Annotated in this window: 21 protein-coding genes and 1 other annotated feature; of the genes, 5 read left to right on the top strand and 16 right to left on the bottom strand. The window is 36.6% G+C overall.

The window, feature by feature from the left end:
• Positions 1-10 precede the first annotated feature (10 nt).
• From IGJ20_RS06525 to IGJ20_RS06510, 4 genes are read right to left on the bottom strand one after another with little or no spacing between them, the layout of a single operon-like run.
• Entirely contained in the window at positions 11-592 is a 582-nt protein-coding gene (locus IGJ20_RS06525; RefSeq protein ID WP_002398268.1) for a V-type ATP synthase subunit E, read from the bottom strand.
• 16 nt (positions 593-608) lie between these two features.
• Positions 609-1082, bottom strand: coding sequence for a V-type ATP synthase subunit K (locus IGJ20_RS06520; RefSeq protein ID WP_002363905.1), 474 nt, complete (start codon positions 1080-1082; stop codon positions 609-611).
• Positions 1083-1109: 27 nt separating this feature from the next.
• On the bottom strand, positions 1110-3089 hold the full coding sequence (locus tag IGJ20_RS06515) for a V-type ATP synthase subunit I (protein ID WP_002361772.1): 1980 nt from the start codon (positions 3087-3089) through the stop codon (positions 1110-1112).
• Positions 3079-3402: an ATPase V gene (locus tag IGJ20_RS06510; protein WP_202522525.1), complete on the bottom strand. Its 324-nt coding sequence runs from the start codon at positions 3400-3402 to the stop codon at positions 3079-3081. Before IGJ20_RS06510 ends, IGJ20_RS06515 begins: the two co-directional genes overlap by 11 nt.
• Before the next feature lie 116 nt (positions 3403-3518).
• Positions 3519-3566: a sequence feature (sodium ion sensor (DUF1646 type); this cis-regulatory element may regulate processes involved in with the transportation of sodium ions), on the bottom strand.
• 208 nt (positions 3567-3774) lie between these two features.
• Between IGJ20_RS06510 and nrdI the strand changes: the two genes are divergently transcribed.
• On the top strand, positions 3775-4218 hold the full coding sequence (gene nrdI, locus IGJ20_RS06505; RefSeq protein ID WP_010777617.1) for a class Ib ribonucleoside-diphosphate reductase assembly flavoprotein NrdI: 444 nt from the start codon (positions 3775-3777) through the stop codon (positions 4216-4218).
• Between the two features lie 58 nt (positions 4219-4276).
• Positions 4277-4456 carry a hypothetical protein gene (locus tag IGJ20_RS06500; RefSeq protein WP_002357684.1) on the top strand — a complete coding sequence of 60 codons (180 nt, stop codon included), beginning with the start codon at positions 4277-4279 and terminating at the stop codon, positions 4454-4456.
• A 65-nt stretch (positions 4457-4521) separates the two neighbouring features.
• On the opposite strand, the gene IGJ20_RS06495 is transcribed toward IGJ20_RS06500, so the two are convergent.
• Both IGJ20_RS06495 and gdhA read right to left on the bottom strand, forming a co-directional pair.
• Complete coding sequence (locus tag IGJ20_RS06495; RefSeq protein ID WP_002357685.1) at positions 4522-5871, bottom strand: glucose-6-phosphate isomerase; 1350 nt, start codon at positions 5869-5871, stop codon at positions 4522-4524.
• Between the two features lie 181 nt (positions 5872-6052).
• Complete coding sequence (gdhA, locus tag IGJ20_RS06490) at positions 6053-7399, bottom strand: NADP-specific glutamate dehydrogenase (protein ID WP_002378306.1); 1347 nt, start codon at positions 7397-7399, stop codon at positions 6053-6055.
• A gap of 137 nt (positions 7400-7536) precedes the next feature.
• Between gdhA and IGJ20_RS06485 the strand changes: the two genes are divergently transcribed.
• Positions 7537-8823, top strand: a complete 1287-nt coding sequence (locus tag IGJ20_RS06485; protein ID WP_002357691.1) for an NAD(P)/FAD-dependent oxidoreductase — start codon at positions 7537-7539, stop codon at positions 8821-8823.
• Positions 8824-8863: 40 nt separating this feature from the next.
• Here the strand turns inward: IGJ20_RS06485 and abc-f are convergent, their stop codons facing one another.
• Positions 8864-10330 (bottom strand): ribosomal protection-like ABC-F family protein, encoded by a 1467-nt coding sequence (gene abc-f, locus IGJ20_RS06480; protein WP_202522631.1) that lies wholly within the window; start codon positions 10328-10330, stop codon positions 8864-8866.
• Between the two features lie 245 nt (positions 10331-10575).
• Here abc-f and IGJ20_RS06475 point away from each other — a divergent pair, with 245 nt between their 5' ends.
• Positions 10576-11082, top strand: coding sequence for a hypothetical protein (locus IGJ20_RS06475; protein WP_202522524.1), 507 nt, complete (start codon positions 10576-10578; stop codon positions 11080-11082).
• 25 nt (positions 11083-11107) lie between these two features.
• On the opposite strand, the gene IGJ20_RS06470 is transcribed toward IGJ20_RS06475, so the two are convergent.
• A complete protein-coding gene (locus IGJ20_RS06470) occupies positions 11108-12502 on the bottom strand; it encodes a 6-phospho-beta-glucosidase (protein ID WP_002357694.1) in 1395 nt (464 codons plus the stop codon).
• A 141-nt stretch (positions 12503-12643) separates the two neighbouring features.
• On the opposite strand from IGJ20_RS06470, the gene IGJ20_RS06465 reads away from it, so the two are divergent.
• Positions 12644-13642 carry a LacI family DNA-binding transcriptional regulator gene (locus IGJ20_RS06465; protein ID WP_202522523.1) on the top strand — a complete coding sequence of 333 codons (999 nt, stop codon included), beginning with the start codon at positions 12644-12646 and terminating at the stop codon, positions 13640-13642.
• Between the two features lie 35 nt (positions 13643-13677).
• Here the strand turns inward: IGJ20_RS06465 and IGJ20_RS06460 are convergent, their stop codons facing one another.
• The 8 genes from IGJ20_RS06460 to zapA form a co-directional block, all read right to left on the bottom strand.
• Positions 13678-14940 (bottom strand): ABC transporter permease, encoded by a 1263-nt coding sequence (locus IGJ20_RS06460; RefSeq protein ID WP_002357698.1) that lies wholly within the window; start codon positions 14938-14940, stop codon positions 13678-13680.
• Positions 14933-15832 carry an ABC transporter ATP-binding protein gene (locus IGJ20_RS06455; RefSeq protein WP_202522522.1) on the bottom strand — a complete coding sequence of 300 codons (900 nt, stop codon included), beginning with the start codon at positions 15830-15832 and terminating at the stop codon, positions 14933-14935. The genes IGJ20_RS06460 and IGJ20_RS06455 overlap by 8 nt, the downstream gene beginning before the upstream one ends.
• A gap of 104 nt (positions 15833-15936) precedes the next feature.
• Complete coding sequence (locus tag IGJ20_RS06450; protein ID WP_002369461.1) at positions 15937-16194, bottom strand: DUF3884 family protein; 258 nt, start codon at positions 16192-16194, stop codon at positions 15937-15939.
• 151 nt (positions 16195-16345) lie between these two features.
• Complete coding sequence (gene uvrC, locus IGJ20_RS06445) at positions 16346-18142, bottom strand: excinuclease ABC subunit UvrC (protein ID WP_202522521.1); 1797 nt, start codon at positions 18140-18142, stop codon at positions 16346-16348.
• A gap of 164 nt (positions 18143-18306) precedes the next feature.
• Positions 18307-18621, bottom strand: a complete 315-nt coding sequence (gene trxA, locus IGJ20_RS06440) for a thioredoxin (RefSeq protein WP_002357703.1) — start codon at positions 18619-18621, stop codon at positions 18307-18309.
• Positions 18622-18718: 97 nt separating this feature from the next.
• Entirely contained in the window at positions 18719-21085 is a 2367-nt protein-coding gene (locus tag IGJ20_RS06435; RefSeq protein ID WP_002369462.1) for an endonuclease MutS2, read from the bottom strand.
• A 110-nt stretch (positions 21086-21195) separates the two neighbouring features.
• The gene (locus IGJ20_RS06430) at positions 21196-21744 is read right to left on the bottom strand and encodes a CvpA family protein (protein ID WP_002357705.1); all 549 of its coding nucleotides are present in this window, start codon (positions 21742-21744) and stop codon (positions 21196-21198) included.
• Positions 21745-21763: 19 nt separating this feature from the next.
• Positions 21764-22207 (bottom strand): cell division protein ZapA, encoded by a 444-nt coding sequence (zapA, locus tag IGJ20_RS06425; RefSeq protein ID WP_002357706.1) that lies wholly within the window; start codon positions 22205-22207, stop codon positions 21764-21766.
• Positions 22208-22289: the final 82 nt, after the last annotated feature.

Genomic DNA, 22289 nt, shown 5'->3' with positions numbered 1-22289 from the left:
TCCTCCCTTCTTAACTGAAAAGTTTTTCTGCTACTTTAAAGCCTTCTGTTTTTTGAATCTCTTCAACTAATGCTGAAAAGAGAAAATTATAATCCAAACCGTCTTTTGCAACGATAAAGCCACTTTCTTTTGGAACAACTTCCTCTGAAAGCTCCCATTGAACAGTAGCATCAGAAAGGGCGGTCAGCCATTCTTGCGTCACTTTCGTTTGAGAATACTCGCCTAAAAGAATGGTCGCTTTTCCTGTTAATTCAAGTGAACCTAATTGTACTTTCATAAATTGTTGAAATTCTTCTGCTGACCATTCACTCATCTTTAAGACCACTTCGTCAAATAATTGGTTAAGATATGCTTGTTTTTTATTTAATGCATCCTGACGAATTTCTAGTGTTTGCCGTTGTTGGCGTTGTTTAAATTCTTTTAATAATTGTTGTTGTCGTTTTTCTATTTCATGTTCTTGCTTCAGCAAAATTTCTTGTTGTGCTGCTTGGAATTCTTGATCGATGCGCGTTTGTTCACTGGTGACATAGGCTTCGACTTCTTGCTTTCCTTGCTGCTTAATTTCACTGATGATTTTTTCAATGGCATCCATCCATCTGCCTCCTCAATTATTTGACGTTCAATACAAGTAAGAAGGAAATTACAAACCCTAAGATGGCATAAGTTTCAACCATGGCAGCATAGATAATTCCTTTTGTTGCATGTTCTGGTTTCTTCGCTAAAATTTGGATCCCCGCAGCGGCTACACGACCTTGGGCAATCCCAGAGAACAATCCTGCAAAAGCAATTGGTAAAGCTGCTACAAAATAGTTCAACCCTTGAACCATACTCATATCGTTTCCTAAGTTAATATAAATTAAGAAAGCAATAACGAAACCGTACAGTCCTTGTGTACCTGGTAATAACTGTAAAATTAACGCTTGACCAAATTTTTCTGGCTGCTCCGTCGTTAAAGCTGCTGCTGCTTCCCCAGTAAAGCCAACCCCTTTGGCTGATCCAATCCCAGCAAAAATTGTCGCCATTGCCATTCCTAATACTGCAAAAACAATTCCACCATTATTATTAATTAAGTAATCCATCATCTCTATTTTCCTCCAATAAATAATTTTCTATTTTTTCTCAACATTGACATACTTTTCTTTTGTTTTTAGCGGATTAAACGCCCGGCCACCGCCTGTGTAAAATTTTCCAAAGAACTCAACATATTGCAAACGTGCGCCATGAACATAAGCACCTAATAACGATAAGAATATGTTTAACGCATGTAAAACAATTAACAGCAAGATGCCCACGCTAAAACGGGCAACTGGCGGCATGAACTCTACGAGCATATTAAACGCTGAAGCAATACTTCCCCCAGCAATTCCTAACGCCATCAAACGTGTATAACTAACTAAATCACCGACATAACCTGTCACACCGTATAGTCCATACAGTCCTTTGGCTAAGCCTTTTAATTTGGCCTTCGATTGAATCATTGGAATCACAATAATTGCAATGGCAGAAAGGCTAGCTAAAATCGCACCTGCTGTAAATAAGCCTTCATTTTTAACCACTAATTTACCAACGACTAACAATGCTAAACCAAACAAAATCCCTAACCAAGCGTAACTTTCGTTAATACTATCTAAATAGCGTTTTTGTTTTGATAACTGAATCCCATTAATCATTAAACCGACAACCAATTGAATAAACCCAAAAATAACCGATAAAATAAGAATCGTATTTACATCTTCGGTCGTTGATAAAATCGGAAATGGTGATTTGATTCCAAACATTGTTGGCGGTAATGCTGCACCGAAAAACGAACCGTAAATGAAGCCCCAAATAATTGTTGGAAATGATAAAATCAAGAAAAAGTCGGCAAAACGTTTCATGCCTCTCGGTAAAACAAATGCTTTCAAAGCAATAATAGACAAGAGCAGCATCAGTAAGCCGTAGCCAATATCCGCTACCATCATGCCAAAAAAGACTAGATAAAACGGCATCATCGCAGGTGTCGGATCAACTTCTTCATATTTTGGTAAGCTATACATCTCTGTTAACATTTCAAACGGCTGCACCAGTTTATTATTCGCTAGTTTAACCGGTATATCCGTCTCAATTTCCGCCTTCGTAGGATTTTCAAAAGTAAGAGCTATTTCGTCCTTAGGAACTTTTTCTTCAATCGCTGTCAAAATATCGGCTTTTTCTTCGACTGGAATCCACGTTTGCAAGATGAAAAATGATGAAGCATTTAACAAATGTTGACGTGCTTGTTCTCTTTGGATAACCGCCAATAAGACTTCTTCAGCCAAGCAAAACGTTTCATAAAAATCATGATAAGAAGCCAGTTGTTGCTTTAAGGCTTTTTCTTCTTTTTGTAAAATTTCATATCGTTCTTTGACTTGTTGATATGCCTCTTTAGGCGGAACATCATAACGGTATTGGAGTGGTTCAAAACTATATTGGTTTAATAACTCGGTTACACTCTGCTGATGTTCCTTCAGGTAAACGAGTGTAAAGTAACTATGATGCATACTTTGATAAATTTCTTCAAAATAAACCGTTGGCCATTGAGACAAAGCGCTCAAGAAACTGGCTTTATTGGCTAGATTTATCGAACCATGAACGACATAACTACTTTTTAACTGCTGTTTATGCGGTAAAATATCCAGATATTGCCAGCGGCCTAATAATTCTTCTTCAGCTTCTAATCCTTGACGATCCGTTTGAATTTGTTTCAAAGATTCTTGAATATTCTTTAATTCCGTCAAATAGCTTTGTAATGTTTCTTCATCAAAGGTTTGTTCCAACTCTTCCAAAGTATAGACTTTTCTTTTTATCTTTAACCCTTTTCCTGAAGAGCGTGTCAAAAATAAAAGAAGCTCTTGCAATTGTTGTAGCATCGTTTCATATTTACGTAGCTGTTCAGTTGACTGTTCTGCTTGTAAAAAAGAATATTGACTCTTTAAGGCTTGTTCTTCTTCAGGCGAATGAAAAATCCGTTTTACTTCGACAATTTGCAAGCCTTGAATGGCTTGTAGAATTGCTGCTTCTTTTTCGGCAGCGGCAATTATTGTCATTTTTTCCATTTTACTAACTGCCATAAACGTCTTTCACCCTCTCAATAATTGAATCAATGACTTGTTCTTTGTTCGCTTCGTAACGTTCGTGAAGCGCTTGTTCAGTGCGCTTTGTTTCATCTAAAAGTTGTTTTTTTTCAAGTTGTAACATCTTTTCTTGCGTTGCTAGTGAATCCGTCAGCACTTTTTCAACAGCTTCTTCACTCTCTTGACGTAGTTCAGCTAAACGTTCTTGCTTCTGCTCTTCATATAAACGACAATTCATCTTAGCTTGTTGCCGATGCTCTTCCACCGCATCTTCCACTGCCTTGATTTGCTCTAGTACTTCTTGTACCATTGTCTCCACCTCCTTAGTTTTTACACCTTTAGCATATAAGAAAAAGGACTAGCGAAATAGAGATACGCTCAGCCCTTTTGTTTTAGGTATGCAAAAAGGCGCAAACTCAAAAATTGTTCTTCTCACCCCTTGAAGAACTGAATCCTTGAAGCTTTCGCCCAACCATTCTTTATTCAATACTCTACCATCTTAGCAAAGTTTTTCGCAAAATTCAATACTTACCCAAATGAATTAAAATAACAAATTTTCACTTTTATAATAGGTAATAAAAAGGCATTATTTTTTTCGCTTTATAATTATTGATCTTGAATTTTTTTCACATAGATGTGCTATACTTACGTAAACAATTAAATTTATTTGGAGGGATCTCTGATGAATATACGATATATTTCAATCTCTGGTAATACACGCTCATTTGTTCAACGTTTAACAACTTATGCTGAAGAGCAACATCAGCACAACGAAAAAAATCCTACGATTACTTTCAAAGAAATTTCGGAAAATTCTCCGTTAGAAGTAGAAGCAGAACCATTTTTTACCTTTGTGCCTACCTATTTAGATGGTGGCGATGGCATCAACAACGGCAATACCGAAATTTTAACAGAAGTCATGCGAGAATATCTTGCTTTTGAAAATAATTATCGTTATTGCTCTGGCGTGGTGGGCAGCGGCAATAAAAACTTTAACCACCAATACTGCCTGACAGCTAAACAGTATGCGGAACAATTTAACTTCCCCTTCTTAGCTGATTATGAATTAAGAGGTACCCAAGCGGATATTGAACGAATTTATGCTATTTTAAAGGAAAACCAATAAGCAAGTTTCATTACTAAAAAGCTCACCTATGATAGACTACATTTTGAGGTGAAGAAAAATGAGAAATACATGGTTAGCAGAACAACTTCAGTCAATCAGCGAAGAACCCAATTCTTTTATTATCGAGGAAACCATCAAATATATTGAACAATTAGAAGATGATAATGAAAGTCTTCAAGTTGCATTGGAAGGAACTATTTGGAGTCCTAAAAAATGGAACGAACCATTGGAAAAATAATTTAAACAGAAGAAAAGAGCCAGAAACACTTACGTTTCTGGCTCTTTTCTTCTGTTATTTACAAATTATAGACGTGCATTTAAATCTTTTGCTAATTCTTCAAAACCTGGTTTACCTAATAAAGCGAACATGTTGCGTTTGTAAGCTTCAACACCTGGTTGGTCAAATGGATTAACCCCATTTAAGTAACCTGAGATGCCCACCGCAATTTCGAAGAAGTACATAACATAACCTAATGAATAAGCATCCATTGTTGGCACTTTAACGATCATGTTTGGCACACCACCATCTGTGTGAGCAAGCAACGTACCTTCGAACGCTTTTGTATTGACGAAGTCAATTTCTTTTCCTTGTAAATAGCCTAGGCCATCTAGATCTTCATTTTGTTCCGGAATTGAAATGCTATGGCGTGGATTTTCAATTTTAACCACTGTTTCAAATAAGTTACGCATACCTTCTTGAACATATTGACCCATGGAATGTAAGTCAGTTGAAAAGTCTGCGGCTGCTGGGAAAATACCTTTGCCATCTTTTCCTTCTGATTCACCGTATAATTGTTTCCACCATTCAGAGAAATAGTGCATGCCAGGCTCATAGTTAATTAACATTTCAGTTGTTTTACCTTTACGATATAAAATGTTACGTAACGCAGCATATTGATAGGCTTGGTTTTCTTTTAAGTCGCTCGTTGCGCCGTATTCTTTACGTGCATCATTTGCACCTTCCATTAAACGATCAATATCTGCACCGCTAACAGCGATTGGTAAAAGACCTACTGGCGTTAAAACAGTGAAACGGCCGCCCACATCATCAGGAATCACAAATGTTTCCCAACCTTCCGCATCAGCTTCAACTTTTACTGCTCCTTTAGCACGGTCAGTTGTCGCATAAATACGTTTATTGGCTTCTTCTTTGCCATATTTATTAATTAATAACTCTTTAAAGACGCGGAAAGCAATCGCTGGTTCTGTCGTAGTTCCAGATTTTGAAATAACGTTGACAGAAAAATCACGATCACCAATCACATTGATTAAATCAGCTAAATAAGTTGAGCTGATGCTATTTCCAGCAAAGAAGATTTGTGGCGCTTTCCGTTCTTCTTTTGATAATAGATTATTAAATGAATGTGTCAAAAATTCAATTGCTGCACGGGCACCTAAATATGAACCACCGATACCAATGACTACTAATACCTCAGAGTCAGATTGAATTTTTGCTGCTGCTTTTTTAATGCGCGCGAATTCTTCTTTGTCATAGTTTTCTGGTAAATCAATCCAGCCAGTAAAATCATTACCAGCTCCTGTACCTTCACGTAATGCTTTGTCCACTGCAGTGACTTGTGTTTGCATGTATTCCAATTCATGGTCAGCAACAAATGGTGCTAATTTGGAATAATCTAATTGAATGTGTGACATTCCTTTTCCTCCTCGAAAGTAAACTTACTACATGTATACTTTACGTGTTTTTAGACATTTTTTCAAGCAAATTCTTTTGGATAGACCAATTGTTTAATTTTAACTATTTAATTAGAGATATTTATTCTCTTAATCAAACAAACCAAGAAAAAATGCTAGGAAATCCTAGCATTTTTTGTTATTAAACGAGTCCTTGACTTAGCATCGCTGCCGCTACTTTTTCAAAGCCAGCAATATTCGCACCTAAAACAAAGTTATCTCGTGCCTGATATTCGTTAGCTGTATCACGACAAGTCTCATAAATGTTTTGCATAATTTGATCTAGCATACCGTCAACTTTTTCAAAGGACCAAGCTAAACGTTCAGCATTTTGGCTCATCTCTAATGCAGAAACCGCAACACCACCTGCATTAGCGGCTTTACCTGGACAATAAATTACAGCTGATTTAGCAAAAACGGCGACTGCTTCTAGTGTACAAGGCATATTTGCGCCTTCTGCCACGACTTTCACTCCATTTTTCACTAAAATAGCGGCTTGCTTTTTGTTGATTTCATTTTGTGTTGCACATGGTAACGCAATATCATACGCTGTTTCGAAATCCCAAACAGATTCTTTGTCATAATAAGTTGCGCCTTTACGTGTTTCAACATATTTTGAAATGCGTTCACGATTTTTTTCTTTTAGTTCTTTTACTAACGCCACATCAATTCCTTCTGGATCATAGACAAAACCAGACGAATCGGAACATGTGATTACTGTGGCGCCTAGCTCAGTTGCTTTTTCCATGGCATAAATTGCGACATTCCCGCTACCAGAAACAGCGACTTTTTTGCCTTCAAACGTATCGTTTTTATCTGCTAATAAATGTTTAACAAAATAAACCGTTCCATAACCCGTCGCTTCTGTTCTTGCTTGGCTTCCCCAGTATCCTAAAGGTTTTCCAGTCAACACTCCTGCATCATAGTTGCGCAAGCGTTTATACATGCCAAACAAATAACCAATTTCACGAGCGCCTACGCCAATATCGCCTGCTGGAACATCTGTACTTGGACCAATATGTTTTTGAAGTTCGGTCATGAAACTTTGACAAAAACGCATGACTTCAGCATCTGACTTGCCTTTTGGATCAAAATCACTACCGCCTTTGCCGCCACCGATTGGCAAACCAGTTAAACTATTTTTAAAAATTTGTTCAAAGGCCAAAAACTTCATCACACTTAAATTCACACTTGGATGAAACCGCAAACCACCTTTGTATGGTCCAATCGCTGAATTATATTGGACACGATAGCCTCTGTTCACATGCCAGTTGCCCTGGTCATCTTGCCACGGCACACGAAATTGAAAAATACGTTCAGGTTCAATCAAGACACCTAAAACATTTGCTTCAATGTATTGAGGATTTTTTTCTAAAAAACCTTCTACGGTTGGTAAAAACTCATCGACTGCTTGTAAATATTCTGTTTGACCTTGGTCTAATTGGTGAATCTTTTCTTGAATATTTTTAACATATTGTTTTGCGTCCATTTAATCATCCTCTCATTGTTATAGGTTTATTTTAACTGAAAATTCAAAAATTACCATAGTCAAACGTTTATTTTTTCCTTAAATCCAGAAAAAATCCCGTAATTATGGTACACTACCTATTGAATTGGAGGAGAACTATGAAGAAATTTGATGTAATTATTGTCGGTGCTGGGACGAGTGGTATGATGGCCACGATTGCGGCCGCAGAAGCTGGCGCTCAAGTATTATTGATTGAAAAAAATCGCCGTGTTGGGAAAAAATTATTAATGACTGGTGGCGGCCGCTGTAATGTAACCAATAATCGGCCCGCAGAAGAAATCATTTCATTTATTCCTGGGAATGGAAAATTTTTGTACAGCGCATTTTCACAATTTGATAACTATGATATCATGAACTTTTTTGAATCCAATGGTATTCACTTAAAAGAAGAAGATCACGGACGCATGTTCCCTGTTACAGATAAATCGAAGTCAATTGTTGATGCGCTATTTAACCGCATTAACGAATTAGGAGTCACTGTTTTTACAAAAACACAGGTCACAAAATTACTACGAAAAGACGATCAAATAATTGGCGTTGAAACCGAACTGGAAAAAATTTATGCACCGTGTGTTGTATTAACAACTGGCGGCCGCACTTATCCTTCCACAGGAGCAACTGGTGATGGCTATAAACTAGCCAAAAAAATGGGGCATACCATCAGCCCACTCTACCCTACCGAATCGCCTATTATTTCTGAAGAACCTTTTATCCTTGATAAAACGTTGCAAGGTCTCTCTTTACAAGATGTTAATTTAACTGTTTTGAACCAAAAAGGAAAACCTTTAGTTAATCATCAAATGGATATGCTGTTTACACATTTTGGCATTTCAGGACCTGCCGCGCTCCGCTGTTCTAGTTTTATTAACCAAGAATTAACTCGCAACGGCAATCAACCTGTCACGGTAGCCTTGGATGTGTTTCCGACAAAATCTTTTGAAGAAGTGCTGAAAAATGTTGATTACATGATTGAGGAACAGCCAAATAAAGTGGCAAAAAATGCCTTTCATTCTTTAATACCAGAACGGCTGCTCACTTTTTATCTAGAGAAACTAGCAATTGAAGAAGTGCCTGCCAAACAACTAACAGAAAAGCAACGTCTTTCCTTTGTGGAACTACTGAAAGACTTTCAGTTCACTGTTACGAAAACATTGCCTTTGGAAAAATCTTTTGTCACAGGCGGTGGGATTTCCCTCAAAGAAGTGACCCCAAAAACAATGGAGAGCAAATTAGTCAATGGTTTATTTTTTGCTGGTGAACTTTTAGATATTAATGGCTATACTGGAGGCTACAATGTTACAGCTGCATTTGTCACTGGACATGTTGCTGGCTCCCATGCCGCAGAAATTGCAGAATACACCTATTTACCAATTGAAGAAGTCTAAACAAAAAGTCGCTACAATAGCGACTTTTTGTTTACTTTTTTTATTTATCAATAATTTTCCCGTTTTCTAAATAAATAGTGCGGGTGGCTACTTTTTCCACAAACGTTTCATCATGCGAGGTAAAAATTACTGTTCCTTGATAGGCACTTATAAATTCTTCAAGTGCTTGGATTGTCTCTAAATCAAGAAAATTGGTGGGTTCATCCAATAAGATAATATTATTTGGTTCTATAAACAGTTGCGCCAAAGTAATTTTTATGGCTTCGCCACCACTTAGAGAAGATATCTTTGTCTGTAAATTTTCTTGTTGAAAACCTAGCCGATATAAAAGTGAACGCACAATCTTTTCAGAATAATTTGTCCGCTTCAATAAATAAGTCAACAGTGGTTCATCATTTTTTAATCGATAATCTAATTGATGATACGTTCCTAACCGGACTTTGGGAGAAAAGTAAATGGCCGGGTGACGAGCTTCAATTTGTTGAAGGAAGGTACTCTTCCCAGCACCATTTTTTCCACAAAGTGCTATTTTTTCGTTTAAAGGAATTTGAACGTTCACTTGGTTAAGAATTGTTCGATTCTCATAAGCGAAAGTTAAATTTTCAATTCTAATTGGATATGGATTGTATAAAGAGAACTGATTATTAGTAGGAAAAATAATTTTTCGCTCTTGTTTTGCTTGCGCAACATCGGGTAATCTGTCAATTCTGGCATTAATCGCTTTCGCTTGTTTTTGGAGTGCTTTTTGTACGGTATCTTTTTGTTTAGAACCAGCTAAACGACTAGGTTTAATTTGCTTTTGTTTTTGTTTTTTTGAAACATGACTAGATTTTTGCGCTTGTGCTTGTTTCTTTGCGTAAGATTCCTGTAATTTTTTCTTTTCCTTTTGATACTGACGATAGACATTATATTGTGTTTGCTGTTCCAATTCTTTTTGACGACAATATGCATCGTAGTTTCCTAAATATTCTTTGACATGTCCATCCGAAACTTCCCAAATTTTCTCTGCTAATTGATTCAAGAAAAAGCGATCATGACTAACAAACAAAACGGTCCCATAATAATACGTTAAATCCGCCACTAACAACTGACGATGTTCTTTATCTAAATGTGTGGTTGGTTCATCTAAAATAACCCCGGTTGGATACTCTGAAAATAATGTCGCTAAGCTTTTTTGGACTTTTTCGCCACCACTTAGTTTTTGATTTTTCTGATTTAGCAAACAGTTTTTGTCAGTTTTCTCTGGTTCATTCGTTATTTCTTCAGCTACTTGTGCCAAGTAATGAAAATCGTTCAATCTTTGAACTTTTCCTTTATCTGATTGAATCTTACCCATAATTAAATTGAGCAGTGTTGATTTTCCTGCGCCGTTTTTACCAATAATCCCAATTTTTTCATTTTCATATACAAATAATTCATCAATTTCTAGAATTGGTTTTCCCGAAAAGTGAATACTTACGTCTTTCAGATGAATACCTAATTTTTTCATTTTGCCCTCTTCTTTCATTTCTGAAACGAAAGAATCTTGGGTACGCAAAAAAGGACAGCCTAATCGCTATCCTTGTAGTTTCGTATAAAAGTACACACGTCACCCATGAATTTTAATTTCAGACTTTTTGATAAGATTTATTCAATTTATTTTGTCAAAAAGTCAATCCAAATTCTGATAGATGCCAACATACAATTATACCTCCTCGTTTAATTACTCCCACACTAACACCTCTGCTTTCTTTTGTCAATTCTGCCCCTAAAATGAGAGAATCGGACTTTAGTAGGATACAATTTTACCGAAACTATGGCAAAATAAAGACGGAGGTGAAAACCATGAAGATTACATTGACACGAAAAACATCAGCTTGGGGCGCGTTACGCTATTTTACATTTTATAAAAATGGTGTGCATCAAGGGAAACTTTTTACTAATGTACCTATTGAAATTGAGGCTGATCCTGGAGATGTTTTAACGTTCTATGAAGGCTGGTTCCAATTTTATCGGCGCATTGAAGTTACTGAAGATACCAAAGAAATCACGATTATCAATTCTAAAAAATTGCAACACGTTTTTTATACCTGTGTCGTCTTATTTTTAATTTTAACGCTATTATTCCTTTCCGCACAGAAACTTTCGACATTTATTATTGCTGAAATTTTAATTTACTCTGGTATTCAGTGGCTGTTCCGGCAACAAACCTATCATTTTACTGTCAATAAAAAAACGGAATCCTTTGCTTCCTATTCTAAAAAAAGTATCGCACACTAAACGAATCTTTAGCGTGCGATATTTTTTAATTACTTTTCATTAATTCGGCCACATATGTGACTGTTTCTGGTTGTGTTTCTTCAATTTTATTAATCGCATCTGCAAAATTCGGTAAATGCGCTTTGTGGGCAATTAATAATTCGTCCAACAAGGTCTTCGCCATGACGCCGCCAGGAACTAATGGATTAATAGTGAAAGCATGCAATGCTGCGCCGTAATCACCATTGATGGCTGCTCGAATAACCGTTTCTTCCATAGCTTTCATATTTTGAATAATTCCTCGTGCTGCTGGCGGAAAGGCCCCCCAGTTGTAAGGTTCATGTCCATGTGCTGTCACAGGTCCAGATACTTCTACAACACAATCATACGGTAAATCAGTAATTGTCCCATTATTTTCAGTAGAAACAACCATATCCGTTCGTTTATCATTATAAATTGATGCAATCATTTCACAAGCTGCATCGCTATAGTGTGTGCCGCCCCGTTCTTCTAATTCTTTTGGTTTGTAATCTAGTTTGGGATCTTTATACAATTCAAACAGACGACCTTCCGTTTCTTTAACCACTTGTGCTCTTGTTTCGCCCCGTTCATACTCTTCGATGGAATGCTTCAACATCTCATCTTCAATATAATAATAGCGATGATAACCACATGGTAACATTCCTAAATCTTTTAACTGTTCATAATGGAACGGCGCATCAAAAATATTTTTCAAATGACTTTCTTGCTCTTGCTTAGGCCCGTAAATTAAATCAATGAGTTCTTGTGTTCGCTCTTGTCCTTCTTTGTCCCAAACGCGGTGCCAATGGAAATGATTAATTCCAGCAAATTTAAAGAATAAGTCTTCTTCTGGAATTCCCAGCATTTCGGCCGCTTGTTTTCTATGACCAATCGGCACATTACATAAGCCAACTGTTTTTTTCCAACCGCCATGTTTAATTGCAGCTTCCGTAACCATTCCAGCTGGATTAGTAAAATTCACTAACCAAGCATCTGGGCAAAGACGTTTCATATCGTCAATAATAGCTAAAATGACAGGAATTGTTCGAAATGCTTTAAACATTCCTCCCGCGCCATTTGTTTCTTGGCCTAATACCCCATGGGACAAAGGAATCCGTTCATCTTTAATGCGAGCATCTAATAATCCTACACGGAACTGTGTTGAAACAAAATCCGCCCCTTTTAAGGCTGCTTCACGGTCCAATGTTAAATGAACTTCCCAATCTAAACCAGCAGCTTTAATCATGCGCTTCGCCATTGCCCCAACGATTTCCAATTTTTCTTTACCAGCTTCAATATCGACTAACCAAATTTCCTTAATTGGCAGTTCATCTTTTCTTTTAATATATCCTTCAATTAATTCAGGTGTATAACTAGAACCGCCACCAATTGTTGCAATTTTTAATGCTCCTCTTGTCATCCGTCTTCTTCCTCCTTGATTAAATTGTTATCGTTTACATCTTTAGGATAAATTATGGGAATGTTCCCATGTCAAGCACTATTTTCAAAAAAATGTATGCTATACTTCTTATAAGAATACATTCCACTTTGGAGGTAAAAAATGACGTCTATCATTGATGTAGCAAAAGTTGCCGGTGTCTCGAAATCGACTGTTTCTCGCTTAATTTCTGGAAAAGGATATGTAAGTGCCGATAGTCAAGAAAAAATTCTCAAAGCAATGAAAGAATTAAATTATACCCCGAATTATGTGGCGCGGAATTTACGAGCAGGTGCCACAAAAACCATTGGCTTTTTAGCCCCTAGCTATTTAGGTTCCTTAGGCATTTTCTTGAATCGCTTTATTTCAATTGCCAAAAAATACAATTATTCCGTAACCTTATTTTTTACAGATGGCGATCAGCAGAAAGAAATTGATGCCTTGAACCAATTAAAATACAAACAATTAGATGGCTTGTTTTTATTGACACGAACAAATGAATGGTCGGTGATTGAGCCTTACAGCGCGTATGGCCCTTTAGCAACCTGGCATCGTATCGATTCACCTAATATATACTCTTCCTACATTGATCATTACTCTGGTTATTATCGTTCCTTAGAATATTTACAACAACAAGGATACCAAAAAATTGGTCATGTCCTCGGTAATCCCGAAAACTTAAACACGCACGCACGAAAACGTGCAATGAAAGATTTTTATGAAAATACTCAGGCACCTTGGCAAGCTGAGTGGCTGATTAATGATCAGTATACTAACCATTCTGGTCGCAAAATTGCCCATTACTGGCAACAATTAACCGACAAGCCAGAAGCTTTGGCCTTTTATAATGATCACGTAGCAGCTGAGTTTATTTCAGAACTTGAAAATCTAAATTATGCCGTTCCTCGCGATGTCGCTGTCATTGGCTTTGATAATAGTTATGTCAGTGAGTTGATGCATATTACGACTGTTGATTATGCCATTCAGTATCAAGCCGAAAACTCATTTATTTACCTATACAACCAATTAAATCAGACGAAGATTCCTGAAAAAAAATTAACCGTTCGTCTAGTTGAACGACGAACGGTGCCTAAAAAAGACCCGGCAGATCATTCACTTTGACTGATTTACCGGGTCCTTTTAGAGTTAAACAAAAATTATTTATGCTTTTGTTCATTTTTTAAAATAGAAATTGACTGTTTTAAGGATTGAATCATGCCGCCTTCGCTGTATACAAGAACGTTTGATTTGTATAAACGAGCAGAGAAGATTGTTAAAATAATTCCAAAGACTGCCAAAATCACTAATGAGACAATTGCTTCCATTGTTGATGCCGTTTCGGTCGCCAAGCGTACTGGCATAATGTATGACGAAATCAGCGGAATAAAGGAAGTCACTTTCACCACGATATTTTGTGGATCATTCGTCCCAAACGTAATGCCAATCATATAACCGATTAAACCAATATACATGATGGGCTGAACTGCTTTTGCTGTATCCTCTGGTTTGGAAACAAGAGAACCACAAAGTGCTGCCAAAACAGCAAAAACGAGAATACCAATAATGAAAAAGCCTAATGTAAAAATAAAGGTTGATGAAAAAATACTTTGTGGTGAAATACCACTTAATAGACTTTTCATAAAATCAAGATTTTTCAATTGAGAATAGCCGAGAACAAACGCCACTCCGTAAATGAAAATTTGTGTTAAAGCTACTAGAATAACCCCAGTTAATTTGCCATAAAAATGGGTTTGCGCTTTTGTACTAGAGAGAATAACTTCCATGATTCTAGTGCCTTTTTCAGAAGCAATCTCTTGGGCAATAATTGAAGAATAACTGCTGATGAAGACAAATAACAAAATTGTTATCCCCATTGCTAACGCCATTTGAATCCCTGTGTTATCTTCTCCTGTTTTTATTTTGCCATTTTCATCAAAACTAATTTTGGCTTTTTTAAATGTTGCTTGTTGATTCAACATGGCAACTTGCTCAGCTGTTAGGTTTAAACGATTGGCATTCGCCATTGTTTGTAATTGGTTTAACATTTGAGGAATTAGCATCTCGGTTGCATTTCCTAAAGAGCGTTCAGAATAAAGCTGACCAGAAATCTGATTATCTGTAGTGTCCAAAAGTAAATAAGCATCAATTTTCTCGTCTTTTAATTGTTCTTGGGCCTTTTTCTCAGAAGAAACAGCTTTGAAAGAAAAGTCCTCTGTTTTATTCTTTGTCAACTCTTTAACCAGCGCTTGATTTTCCGAAACCAGACCAATGGTAGTATCTCCTGAAAAACCGCTAGCTAGAGAGCCCGCTAAGTAAACAATTCCTACAAGAAGAAATGGCGCTAAAATCATGATTAAGAAAGACAGCGACTTCACATTTTTCTTATAGACATCAGTCGCAATAATCCAAAATTTACTCATCTTGCCCACCTACTTTCATTTTGAAAATTTCTTCTAATGTTGGTGGTTGTTGATTAAACATTGGAATGTAGCCGTTGGCTGTCGCTTTATCAAACAACACTTTGCCCACTTCAGCGTTTTCTAATGTCGCTTCTAAGACGCTATCTTGTCGTAAGTGTGCTTCTTTCACACCTGCTGTAGCAGCAACTTCCTCAACAGATAACGGTGATTCTAAAAATAATTTTGTTCGACCAAATTGTTGTCGAATTTCATGAACCTGACCATCTAAAACCATGCGTCCATTTTTTAACATGACTAAATGGTCACAGATTTTCTCCACATTGTCCATATTATGACTGGAAAAAATGACACAAGAACCTTGATTTTTCAATTCAATAATGCCGTCTTTTAATAATTCTGCATTAACTGGATCCAAGCCACTGAATGGTTCGTCTAAAATAATTAACTTCGGTTCATGAATAAGTGTCGCAATCAATTGAACTTTTTGTTGATTTCCTTTTGATAAAGATTTAACTTTATCCGTTTTTTTGCCTTTAACTTGAAATTTTTCCATCCAAAAGTCAATTTTAGGTTCAATTTCTTTTTTAGTTTTTCCCCGCAACGAAGCGAAATAAATTAGTTGGTCTTCAATCGTAATTTTAGGATATAAACCCCGTTCTTCTGGTAAATAACCAATAATATTGTACTCTTTTTCGTTTAATGGTTGACCATTCCATAAAACTGACCCGCTATCTTGTGTTAAAAAATTTAAAATCAAGCGAAACGTAGTTGTTTTCCCGGCACCATTTTGGCCAATTAATCCTAAAATTTTCCCGTCCGGTATCGTAAAGGATACATGATCAACTGCTTTAAAATCCCCAAAGGTTTTGACTAACTCTTTTACCTCTAACACATAAACGCCCCCTTCACTTTTTCTAAACCGCTGTTTAGTTACTCATATCGTATCTTTCCTGTGTTGGCTTGTCAATGACAATTGTTATGGAAAGATGTTGCACTTTAATCAGACGCTTTATTTTCTGCTAAACGAAAAAGGCCATCCGTCTCGGCAGAAATATGCACTTCATTTGCGGTCAAGCCTGTGCTTTCATAAAATGTATTTTTAAATTCCTTTGCCGATTTTGATGATTGACAGGCCCAAATTCGACCTGTACGATTCAACCACGTACCCAATTCATTCATCAAACGCTCATCAATCAGTAATTGATTTGGTACTTTTTTAAATTTTATTTGATAAACGGGTGTTAGTATTTTCATGATCAGACGTCCTCTCTTTTAAGTTAGTTTTAGTATATCACGAAAGAAATCGTTATCATATTTTCTTGAGAGTTCAACTTTTCATGAAAAAATTGAATAAAAAAACCAGACAAATTAGGAAAAGCACCTAATTGGTCTGGTTCATTTTCATTTATTTTTCTATCTCAGAGGTTGTTTCTTGGTGTAAATGACGATACACATTCTTTGCGACAGTTTCAGGTAACCCAGCTTTTCTTAATTCTTCAACACTGGCTGCCGTAATATTTTTAAGCGATTTAAATTCTTTTAAAAGATTTTTTTTGCGTTTCGGTCCCAAGCCTTCAATGTTATCTAATTTGGAAGCAAAACTATTTTTACTACGTAATTGACGATGGAATGTGATGGCGAAACGATGGACTTCATCTTGGATTCGTTGCAACAAGAAAAATTCTTGTGAGTTTCTTTCCAATGGTACAACTTCTAAGTTTGGACCAAATAAAAGTTCACTCGTTTTGTGCTTGTCGTTCTTGGCTAATCCAGCTACAGGAATATCGACTCCTAGTTGATTGGCTAACACATCTTTAGCAACATCGACTTGACCTTTACCACCATCGATTAAAATTAAATCAGGAAAAGGCAAGCCTTCTTTTAAAACTCGTGAATATCTGCGATAAATGACTTCTCTCATAGAAGCGTAATCATCAGGACCTTGCACAGTTTTTATTTTATATTTTCGATACTCATTTTTAGCTGGCCGTCCGTCAATAAACACAACCATCGCAGAAACAGGGTTGGTTCCCATAATATTTGAATTATCAAATGCTTCAATTCGAATGGGCGCAGGTATGTTCATCGCATTGCCTAATTTTTCAACTGCACCAATTGTTCGTTCTTGTTTCCGTACAATCAAATCGAATTTTTCATTTAAAGCAACTGCAGCATTTTTACTGGCTAATTTAACCAGTTTTTTCTTTTCTCCCCGTTGCGGCTGCAAGATTTTCGTAGCTAATAAAGCTTCAACGCTTTCTTTATCAATGTCATCAGGAATCAAGACTTCTTTTGGCACAAAATGCTCATTCTCTTGATAAAATTGTCCAATAAAAGTTAAAAATGCTTCACTGGCATCATCATAAAATGGAAAAATCGATACATCACGTTCGATTAATTTTCCTTGTCTGACAAAGAATACTTGGACACACATCCAGCCTTTATCAACAGCATAACCAAACACATCACGATCAATTAAATCTACATTCGTCATTTTTTGGCGGGTCATAACTGTTTCAATCGCTTTAATTTGATCGCGAAATTCTGCAGCTTTTTCAAATTCCATATGTGCAGCTGCATAAGCCATTTTTTCTTGTAAGCGGTCCTGAATTTCTGTATGTCCACCAGAGAGAAACCCTTTAATCTCTTCCACCATATCTTTGTAGACTTGCGGATCCACATCAAAAGCATAGGGACACAGACATTGTCCTAAATGATAATACAAACAAGGTGTTTTTTGCGACGGATTACATTTTCGCAAAGGAAAAAGCCGATCTAACAGTTTCTTTGTTTCATTCGCTGCATTTACATCTGGATATGGTCCAAAATATAACGCTTTGTCTTTTAAAACCTTTCGAGTAATCATTAAACGAGGATATTTTTCGTTTGTGATTTTGATAAAAGGATAGGTTTTATCGTCTTTTAACATGATGTTATATTTGGGATTATTTTTATGGATTAAATTAATTTCTAATAAAAGTGCTTCAATATTTGATTCTGTCACAATATATTCAAAATCATCGATTTCACTGACTAATCGTTCTGTCTTAGTATCATGGCTACCACGAAAATAAGACCGGACACGGTTTTTCAAAATTTTGGCTTTCCCAACATAGATGATCGTGCCGTTTTTATCTTTCATTAAATAACAACCAGGTTGATCAGGAAGCAGTGCTAATTTATTTTTTATTCGTTCTTTCATACGATACTTCCTTTCTAACAAAATGCTTCGTCTATTATACACCTCTTTTTGTAATTAAACAAAAAAAGCCGCTACTTTATGTACGAAAGAAACAGCCTGAAAAGACAATCGCTAATGATTTCTCTTCAGACTGAATCAGACTATTCGTAATGACTAATCAACGTTTATAAGTGTTTGGCAATCATTGCTTGCAATTGGTCTTTTGTATGAACACCGACTGCTTTTTCAACAACTTCGCCATCTTTTTTCAATAGCAATGTTGGGATGCTCATGATTCCAAAACTTGCTGGTGTTGCAGGATTTTCATCCACATCCATTTTGACGATTTTTACTTCGTCTTCATCATATTCTTCAGATAATTGTTCTAAGATGGGTGCTTGCATACGACAAGGGCCACACCAAGTTGCCCAAAAGTCGATTAAGACTAATCCTTCATCTGTTTCTGTTGCAAAATCTTTATCGGTAATTGCTTGTGTCATTTCACAAACCTCCTACTCTTTACTCTTATTACATGCTTAGTATAACACGTCATCTTTAAGATAGCGAGCGTTCTGCTTACTTATTGTAAGTCCTTATTTATTGGAATTTTACGACAGTCGCACCATTACCACCTTGGTTTTGTGGCGCAAATTCATAGCTTTTCACACTGCGGTGATTTTTCAAAAATTCCGTTATTCCGGTTCTTAATGCACCTGTTCCTTTGCCGTGAACAATGGTTACTTGTGGATAGCCCGCTAGAATCGCAGCATCAATGTATTGGTCAACTTCTGCCAATGCTTCTTCGTAGCGTTTGCCACGTAAGTCTAGTTGTGTGCCAACATGACTGCTTTCTGCAGAACGAACCGTTGTAACTCTTGGTTTTGCTTCTTTTTGTGGAGCGACAGGCGTCATATCCTCTTCAGATACGTTCATTTTTAAAATGCCTAATTGGACTTGCCATTGTCCTTTGCCGTTGTCTTTTAATAATGTCCCTCGTTGGCCGTAAGTATTGACAATTACTTCATCGCCAGCTTTTAATTTTTTCTGTTCTTTCGCCTTCTTCAGCACTTTGTTTTTAGCAAGCTTGGTTTCTTCATGGTGTAATTGAGAAAGTTGTGTTTTCGCATCAATTAACTGATGTTCTTTTACACCACCTTGTTGGCCACTTTCCAATTGCATTTTGCGAATATCAGAAATAATGGTTTCTGCGTTTTCTTCCGCTTCTGCAATAATTTTATTTGCTTCTTTCCGCGCTTTTTGTAATTCTTTTTCTCGTTCTTCAAAAAATACTTGATAGGCTTCTTTTAGTTCCTTATGCAAAGCGGCCGATTCATCGACATAGTGGCGAGCTTCTAAGTATTCAGTTTCGGCCATTTTGCGACGGTTTTCCAAGTCTTCAATCATTTCGTTTAAATCTTGACTTTCACCGTCCATTATTTGTTTTGCAGCTTCAATAATACTGTTGTCTAATCCAAGACGTTTCGAAATTTCAAAAGCATTACTTCGGCCAGGCACGCCAATTAATAAACGATAGGTTGGACTCAAGGTATCTACATCAAATTCCATACTGGCATTGATTGTTCCAGCTCGATTATAGCCATACACTTTTAATTCAGGATAATGGGTTGTTGCCATCACATAGGCTCCTTTAGCACCCAATGAATCTAAAATGGCAATCGCTAAAGCGGCCCCTTCTTGCGGATCTGTCCCAGCACCTAATTCATCAAATAGTACTAAACTTTGATGATCGACTTTCTTTAAGACAGACACGATATTCGTCATATGTGAAGAGAAAGTACTTAAACTTTGTTCAATCGATTGTTCATCCCCGATATCCGCAAATACTTCTGTAAAAATACCCATTTTACTTTCTTCTTCAACTGGAATAGGTAATCCAGCTTGACCCATTAATTGTAAAAGACCTAACGTTTTCAGAGTAATGGTTTTCCCGCCGGTATTAGGCCCTGTAATCACAATTGCTTGATATTCTTCCCCAATCACAATGTCATTGGCTACAGCTTTTTCTGGATCCAATAGTGGGTGCCGGGCTTGTTTAAAAACTACATGATTTGCTTGACTAATTTCTGGAACAACTGCTTTTAGTTCTTTTCCTAGTCGCGCCTTAGCATTAATAAAATCAAGTTTACCGATGACATAAGCATTATGCGTAATTTCTCTGCGATAAGGGACCAACTCAGCCGACAGTTCTGCCAAGATGCGAGTAATCTCATTTCTTTCGGCAATTTGTTGTTGTCGCAAACGATTATTCATTTCTAAAATTTGTTTAGGTTCAATAAATAAGGTTTGTCCTGAAGCACTTTGGTCGTGAACCACGCCACCAAAAATATTTTTATATTCTTGTTTGACTGGAATCACGTAGCGTTCATTTCGCATAGTAACAAGGGCATCACTAAGGTAACGTGCGTTTTTCCCACGAATAATACTATCTAGTTCTTCTCGAATGGTCTGTTCACTACGTCGAATATTTTGCCGAATTGCCTTTAAGGCTGGCGAAGCTTCATCTGTGACGTAGCCATCATCATCAATGGCTTGTTTGAGTTGGCGATTTAATTCAGGCAAAACTTCTAGTTGCTCTCGCCACATATATAAACGTTCAAAATCCACTTCATTTTCACTTAACTCATCAAAAAAACGAGTCAGTTCTGAAGTAGTCGACAAGACACGGCCTACTTGTGCTAATTCTATGCCATTTAAATCCGCACCAATTTCAATCCGTTTCATGTGTGGTTGGATATTTTCTAATTTAGGAATGGGGATTCCACCACGTAATCGTTGAACTTTTAAACCATCCTGTGTTTCATTTAGCCATGATTGAATTTTATTTTCATCAGCAATCGGTAATAATTCCGAAACTTCGTTTGTCCCCTGAGCTGTCACAATAAATTGCAACAACTGTTGTTTTACTTTATCAAACCCTAATGTTGATAGAATACGCTGATTCATTTTTCCACCTACTTTTCTAACTTTTTCATTTGTTGAAAAGACTGAGACATAACATAAGAAGTTTCGCTTTGCTCACTTACTTCTTATCTCTATCTCAGTCCCATTCAGCTTTATTTCGTAATTGGTTCAACCCATAATTCATATGCTTGTTTTGTTAGAATTGGGGTATTTTTTACAATGCCTCGTGCCAAGCCACTTGACCGAAACTGATTTTGGACAATATCTGACGGAATCATTGACGCCGTAGCTAACACTAGAAAAAGACCCACGTATAACACAAGAACACTTAATACGCCACCTAATAGTCCATTTACCTGTTTCAAAACTGGAATAAATGTTAATCCATGTAAAAAGATAGCTAAAAAACGAACGACCAACCAGCCTGCAAACAGCAATAATAAAAACGCAACTGCTGAATAAAAGGCTTTGTCCAAGTCTAAAGAAATCTCTTGATTAAAAAAGACAAGCTTTGACGTTGGCGTAACCGATGGATATGGAATATACAATTCTAAATGAGAAGCGACCTCTTTGTAATAGGTTCGAGCAACAAAATATGAAATTAAATAACCTACCGAATAGAGCACTTGTAAAATCAAGCCTCGTTTAGCTCCTGTATAAAATCCAAAGGCTAAAAGTAATAAAATAAGTATTGTTAACATCTTGTCATCCTTTCAGGAACTACTCCGAAACACCTTTATTTTGAATCTGCTGTTTTCGATTTTCATTCAAAATTTGTTGGGCTTCCACATGATTATGAATTTCTACATCTTCTTGTCCATTCTTTTTCAAAACATCCCGTGCTTCTTCTTCGATAATTTCCATTCGGCGCACACGATTCTCTAATTCAGCCAAACGAATGGTTTTCTGTTTTAAATCTGCTACTTGTTTTTCCAATTTTAAAGCATATTCTTGTTTTTTTAGTTGATCTGAAATTGCATTAATTGCTAATAAAACAGAAGCTTGTTCCGTATCAGTTTGCGGAGAAAGATGTTTAATTTCCGCCAGTTGTTCGTTGACAATTTTTGTGACTAAATCCATATGTTGTTTTGACTCTTGGCCAATAATTGTATACGTATGGTCTGCAATGATTGCTTTATATCGTGTTTTTTCATTTGATGCCATGTTGAGGTTCCCTCCTGTAAATCAATCCATTCTTGCTTATTGTACCATGAAAAAAAAGCGAAGCGCAATTTTCGTACAAATT

The sequence above is a fragment of the Enterococcus sp. DIV0294 genome, assembly GCF_050558155.1.
Taxonomy (GTDB): Bacteria; Bacillota; Bacilli; order Lactobacillales; family Enterococcaceae; genus Enterococcus; species Enterococcus faecalis.
The sequence above is the reverse complement of the archived record's forward strand: the minus strand, read 5'-3'. Positions and strand labels throughout refer to the sequence as shown.